Origin of the sequence: Facilibium subflavum (assembly GCF_003574485.1) — a bacterium.
GTDB classification, from domain to species: domain Bacteria; phylum Pseudomonadota; class Gammaproteobacteria; order Francisellales; family Francisellaceae; genus Facilibium; species Facilibium subflavum.
Map to the genome: position 1 here is coordinate 1 of NZ_QLIT01000356.1, position 557 is coordinate 557.

The following is a 557-nucleotide window of genomic DNA, read 5'->3' on the forward strand; positions in this document are numbered from 1 at the left end:
TCATACTAATAAGTTATGGCTATTTAATTTAGCAATCACTAATATCCAAACTGCCTATTTTGGGCTCTGTCGCAAACTGCTAGTAGCATAAATTTATCACAGATTTTATATCAAAATATAAATGATAGATTTCACAGGTAGGCACTTTACCAAATTATTGATACTTCAAGCAATCAGATGGTATTAGACAAGTAGAAGAGTTAATGAAAGAGCGAGGAGTTAAGGTAGACCATAGCACCATCAATCGTTGGGTTATCAAATATGCTAAAGAGTTAGAGACAGTTTTTAGTAATAGTTTTAGAAAATATGGTAGCTATATAAGCTGGAAGATGGATGAAACCTACCTTAAGCTTAAAGGTAAAGATGTTTATTTATATAGAGCTATAGATAAACACGGAGATACTTTAGAGTTTATGGTTAGTGAAAAAAGAGATGAAAAAGCTGCACGTAAATTCTTTAAGAGAGCCATTGGTAGGCATGGTTTGCCAGAGAAAGTAAATGTAGATAAATCTGGTGCTAATGAGGCTGCATTACTGACTATCAATATCTTCTTATTT

The 557-nt window shown here is 32.7% G+C and carries 1 protein-coding gene; it reads left to right on the forward strand.

Translation table 11 applies throughout. From position 1 onward, the window contains the following. Positions 1-182: 182 nt before the first annotated feature. The coding region (locus DNK84_RS13905; protein ID WP_268876913.1) for an IS6 family transposase at positions 183-557 on the forward strand (375 nt) is incomplete at its 3' end.